This window comes from Methylobacterium sp. WL6 (genome assembly GCF_008040095.1).
Lineage (GTDB): Bacteria > Pseudomonadota > Alphaproteobacteria > Rhizobiales > Beijerinckiaceae > Methylobacterium.
In genome coordinates this window covers 1-4,622 of record NZ_VRVH01000339.1, presented here as the reverse complement: position 1 = coordinate 4,622, position 4,622 = coordinate 1, and the positions used below count along the sequence as shown (strand labels likewise).

The following is a 4,622-nucleotide window of genomic DNA, read 5'->3' as shown; positions in this document are numbered from 1 at the left end:
GCATCGGGCTTGGCGATCTTCGGCTCGCTCGCCGCGCGCGCCTCGGTCGAGGCGGCTTCGTCCTTGCCCCGGGCCTCCTCGCCCTCGGCCTTGCTCTTGTCCTCGAAGCGCTGGCGCCAGGCGCCGACGCGCGACCCGTCGAACAGCGTCGCGTCGGTCAGCGTCGCGGCGCCGCCCTGCGGCTCCGACGAGACGCGGCCGGTCTGCGAGCCGACCTTGACCGGACGGCCGGCGGCGAGGTCGTCCATCAGCCGGCCGAGGCTCTCGGGCGTCAGGTCCTCGTAGTAGTCCTGGTTGATCTGCACCATCGGCGCGTTGCAGCAGGCACCGAGGCACTCGACCTCCAGCCAGGAGAAGTTGCCGTCGGCGGACACGTGCCCCGGCGCGCCGAGGCGGGCGTGCAGCATGTCCTTCAGCTCGCGCGCGCCGCAGGAATCGCACGGCACCGTGCCGCAGAGCTGGATCCAGAACCGGCCCACCGGCTCCAGCGCGAACATCGTGTAGAAGGTCGCGACCTCGAGCACGCGGATGTGCGGCATGCCGAGCTCGTCGGCCACCGCCTCGATCGCGCGCCGCGGCAGCCAGCCGCCGTTCTGCTCCTGCGCCTTCCACAGCAGCGGGATCACGGCGGAGGCCTGGCGGCCCTCCGGGTACTTCTCGATCTGGCCCTTGGCCCAGTCCGCGTTCTCCGGCGTGAACGCGAAGCTCTCGGGCTGCTCGGCGGCGGGGGCGAGCCTGCGGTTCGACATATCAGTTCTGGCCCTTCCAGCTCACCGGTCCACCTCGCCGAAGACGATGTCGAGCGTGCCGAGCACGCAGGACACGTCGGCGAGCAGGTGCCCGCGGCACATCCAGTCCATCGCCTGGAGGTGGGCGAAGCCCGGAGCGCGAATCTTGCAGCGATACGGCTTGTTGGTGCCGTCGGAGACGAGGTAGACGCCGAACTCGCCCTTGGGCGCCTCGACCGCGGCGTAGACCTCGCCGGCGGGCACGTGGAACCCTTCCGTGTAGAGCTTGAAGTGGTGGATGAGCGCTTCCATCGAGCGCTTCATCTCCCGGCGCGGCGGCGGCGCGAACTTGCCGTCGATCGAGGCGATCGGCCCCTGCCCCGCCGGCTCGCGCAGCTTGACGCAGCATTGCCGCATGATCTTCACGGATTCCCGCATCTCCTCCATGCGGATCACCTGGCGATCGTAGGTGTCGCCGTTCTTCCCCACGGGGATGTCGAACTCCATCTCCTCGTAGCACTCGTAGGGCTGCGACTTGCGCAGGTCCCACGGGATGCCGGAGCCGCGCACCATCGGGCCTGAGAAGCCCCAGGCCATCGCCTCGTCCACCGAGACGATGCCGATGTCGACGTTGCGCTGCTTGAAGATGCGGTTGGACATGACGAGGTCGTCGAGGTCCTGCACCACCTGCAGGAACGGGTCGCAGAACGCCTCGATGTCGTCGATCAGCGCGGGCGGCAGGTCCTGGTGCACGCCGCCGGGACGGAAGTAGTTGGCGTGGAGCCGGGCGCCCGAGGCCCGCTCGTAGAAGATCATCAGCTTCTCGCGCTCCTCGAAGCCCCAGAGCGGGGGCGTCAGCGCGCCGACATCCATCGCCTGCGTCGTGACGTTCAGGAGGTGGGAGAGCAGCCGGCCGATCTCGCAGAACAGGGTGCGGATGAGCTGGGCCCGCCGCGGAACCTCGATGCCGGCGAGCTTCTCGATCGCCAGGCAGAAGGCGTGCTCCTGGTTCATCGGCGAGACGTAGTCGAGCCGGTCGAAATACGGCGTGACCTGGAGGTAGGTCTTGTACTCGATCAGCTTCTCGGTGCCGCGATGGAGCAGGCCGATATGCGGATCGACGCGCTCGACCACCTCGCCGTCGAGCTCCAGCACGAGGCGCAGCACGCCGTGCGCCGCCGGATGCTGCGGCCCGAAATTGATCGCGAAGTTGCGGATGTTATGCTCGGTCATGGTGAGCCCTCCGCCTCAAGCCGTCTTCTTCTCGTCGCCGGGAAGCACGTATTCGGTACCCTCCCACGGCGACAGGAAGTCGAAGTTCCGGAATTCCTGGGTCAGCTTCACCGGCTCGTAGACCACCCGCGCCTCGTCCTGGTCGTAGCGGACCTCGACGAAGCCGGTGAGCGGGAAGTCCTTGCGCAGGGGGTGGCCCTCGAAGCCGTAATCGGTGAGCAGCCGGCGCAGGTCCGGGTGGCCCGAGAACAGGATGCCGTAGAGGTCGTAGGTCTCGCGCTCGTACCAGTTGGCCGCCGGGAACACCTCGATCACGGAAGGGACCGGCGTGACCTCGTCGGTGCGCACCTTGACCCGGATGCGGCAATTGTGGCGCAGGCTGAGCAGGTGGTAGACCACGTCGAAGCGCTCGGCGCGGCTCGGATAGTCGGCGCCGCAGATGTCGATGAAGTTCCGGAAGGCGCAGGCCGGATCGTCGCGCAGGAACGTCAGCGCGAAGACGATGTCCGAGGCCTGGACGATCAGCGTCAGCTCGCCGAGCGCGATGGTGCGCTCGACCACCGCCGGGCCGAGCGCCCCGGCGACGTGGTCCGACAGCGCCTGCAGCGCCGCATCGCCGGAGACCGGCTGGGTGTGGGCGAGGATCGAGATGCCGTTGGTCATCGCGTCACCTCAGCGCTCGATCGTGCCGGTGCGGCGGATCTTCTTCTGCAGGAGCAGCACGCCGTAGAGCAGCGCTTCCGCCGTCGGCGGGCAGCCCGGAACGTAGATGTCGACCGGCACGACCCGGTCGCAGCCGCGCACCACCGAATACGAATAGTGGTAGTAGCCGCCGCCGTTGGCGCAGGACCCCATCGAGATCACGTAGCGCGGCTCCGGCATCTGGTCGTAGACCTTGCGCAGCGCCGGGGCCATCTTGTTGGTCAGCGTGCCGGCGACGATCATCACGTCGGACTGGCGGGGCGAACCGCGCGGGGCGAAGCCGAAGCGCTCGCAATCGTAGCGCGGCATCGACATCTGCATCATCTCGACGGCGCAGCAGGCCAGCCCGAACGTCATCCACATCAGCGAGCCGGTGCGGGCCCAGTTGATCAGGTCGTCGGTGGAGGTGATCAGGAACCCGCGGTCGGCGAGCTCGGCGCTGATCGTCAGAAAGGTCGGGTCGTCCGCGCCGATCGGACGTCCGGTGTTCGGGTCGACGAGCCCCTTGGCCTGCGGCGCGATCGCCGGGGCGCGGGACAGTTCGGGAGTGAAGGCCATGGATGCCTCAGGAGCGGACGGGCGGGGCGACGACGCGGGCTAATCCCATTCGAGGGCGCCCTTGCGCCACTCGTAGACGAAGCCCACGGTGAGGACCCCGAGGAAGGCCATCATCGACCACATGCCGAACCAGCCGAGATCCCCGAACGTGATGGCCCAGGGGAACAGGAAGGCGACTTCGAGGTCGAAGATGATGAACAGGATGGCGACGAGGTAGAACCGCACGTCGAACTTCATGCGGGCGTCGTCGAAGGCGTTGAAGCCGCACTCGTAGGCCGAGAGCTTTTCCGGATCCGGGCTCGAATAGGCCACCAGGAACGGGGCCACCAGGAGAGCCGCCGCGATGAACAGCGATACGCCGAGGAACACGATGAGCGGCAGGTAATCCGCCAGGAGACCGGTCATGCGACACCTCTCACGCGCTGGACTGCGCCGCCCTGAATTTCACCGAACGGCGATATGGAATTGCTCCAATGCCAGAGTGCGCGCGGGCCGAGGCTTAGTCGAGCCGACCCGGTGAAACAAGCCGTTTGCGCGTCGCACAATCGCGGCTTGAGACAGACAGGTGGCGCTGTGTCAGGCCTTCGCCAACACGGCAGATCGGCGCAGGCCCGGCAAGGTCCGAGCCGGCCCGGCGGCACCGGGATCGGGCCATGCGGACAATCGCGCTCCGCGTGGCAAGCTCGCGCTTGACACTCCCTGCCCCCCCACATAAACCCCCGCTCGTCGCCGAGGCCCACCGGGCCTTCGAGCGGATGCGCCGTGCGGGCGTAGCTCAGTTGGTTAGAGTGCCGGCCTGTCACGCCGGAGGTCGCGGGTTCGAGTCCCGTCGCCCGCGCCACGTTTCCTCCCTCCCCATCCAGACCGAATCAGCCCTCCGGCTTCGTGCCGTCGAGGGCTTTCCGCGTTCGGCTCTAGCCCGGCAGAACGAGGGTCGCGCGCAGGCCGCCGAGGCCGGACCGGTCGAGCGTCAGGCCGCCGCCGTAGAGCTCGGCCAGCTCCAGGGTGATCGACAGGCCGAAGCCGTTGCCCGGCACGCTCTCGTCGAGCCGCTGCCCGCGGCGCAGGACGGAGGCCGCCTCGGCCGGATCGAGGCCCGGCCCGTCGTCCTCGACGCGAATTGCCACCGCCCCCTCGGCCGGGGCCGCCGAGACGCGGACCTCGCCGCGGCACCACTGGCAGGCGTTGTCCATCAGGTTCCCGAGCATCTCGTCGAGGTCCTGCGCCTCGCATCCCACGGCCAACCCCTCGGCGAGGTTTGCCTGGATCCGCACGCCCTTGGCCGCATGCAGCCGCCCCAGCGTCGCGGCGAGGTCCCCGACAGGGCTCGCGAGGTCGATCCGGCCGCGGGCCGTGCCTTCCAGCGCCGCGGCCGGATCGACCTCGCGAGCCCTGTCGGGG

The 4,622-nt window shown here is 68.8% G+C and carries 6 protein-coding genes and 1 tRNA gene; 1 reads left to right on the top strand and 6 read right to left on the bottom strand.

Annotated elements, in window-relative coordinates:
• The 5 genes from nuoE to FV230_RS24980 form a co-directional block, all read right to left on the bottom strand.
• A partial coding sequence (gene nuoE / locus FV230_RS25000) for an NADH-quinone oxidoreductase subunit NuoE (protein WP_147844315.1) occupies positions 1-749 on the bottom strand: 749 nt, incomplete at its 3' end.
• Between the two features lie 21 nt (positions 750-770).
• Positions 771-1,961 (bottom strand): NADH-quinone oxidoreductase subunit D, encoded by a 1,191-nt coding sequence (locus FV230_RS24995; protein WP_147728467.1) that lies wholly within the window; start codon positions 1,959-1,961, stop codon positions 771-773.
• A gap of 15 nt (positions 1,962-1,976) precedes the next feature.
• Positions 1,977-2,624, bottom strand: a complete 648-nt coding sequence (locus tag FV230_RS24990; RefSeq protein WP_147728469.1) for an NADH-quinone oxidoreductase subunit C — start codon at positions 2,622-2,624, stop codon at positions 1,977-1,979.
• A gap of 9 nt (positions 2,625-2,633) precedes the next feature.
• Entirely contained in the window at positions 2,634-3,221 is a 588-nt protein-coding gene (locus tag FV230_RS24985) for an NADH-quinone oxidoreductase subunit B (RefSeq protein ID WP_147728470.1), read from the bottom strand.
• 39 nt (positions 3,222-3,260) lie between these two features.
• Positions 3,261-3,626 (bottom strand): NADH-quinone oxidoreductase subunit A, encoded by a 366-nt coding sequence (locus FV230_RS24980; RefSeq protein WP_147728471.1) that lies wholly within the window; start codon positions 3,624-3,626, stop codon positions 3,261-3,263.
• A gap of 359 nt (positions 3,627-3,985) precedes the next feature.
• On the opposite strand from FV230_RS24980, the gene FV230_RS24975 reads away from it, so the two are divergent.
• Positions 3,986-4,062 (top strand) — tRNA-Asp (locus tag FV230_RS24975).
• Positions 4,063-4,135: 73 nt separating this feature from the next.
• Here FV230_RS24975 and FV230_RS24970 read toward each other — a convergent pair.
• On the bottom strand, positions 4,136-4,622 hold a 487-nt coding region (locus FV230_RS24970), incomplete at its 5' end, for an ATP-binding protein (protein WP_246694991.1).

Bases quoted from the DNA above. Each gene is read 5' to 3' on its own strand.
- FV230_RS24995 (WP_147728467.1), bottom strand. From the start codon at position 1,961: ATGACCGAGCATAACATCCGCAACTTCGCGATCAATTTCGGGCCGCAG.
- FV230_RS24990 (WP_147728469.1), bottom strand. From the start codon at position 2,624: ATGACCAACGGCATCTCGATCCTCGCCCACACCCAGCCGGTCTCCGGC.
- FV230_RS24980 (WP_147728471.1), bottom strand. From the start codon at position 3,626: ATGACCGGTCTCCTGGCGGATTACCTGCCGCTCATCGTGTTCCTCGGC.
- FV230_RS24985 (WP_147728470.1), bottom strand. From the start codon at position 3,221: ATGGCCTTCACTCCCGAACTGTCCCGCGCCCCGGCGATCGCGCCGCAG.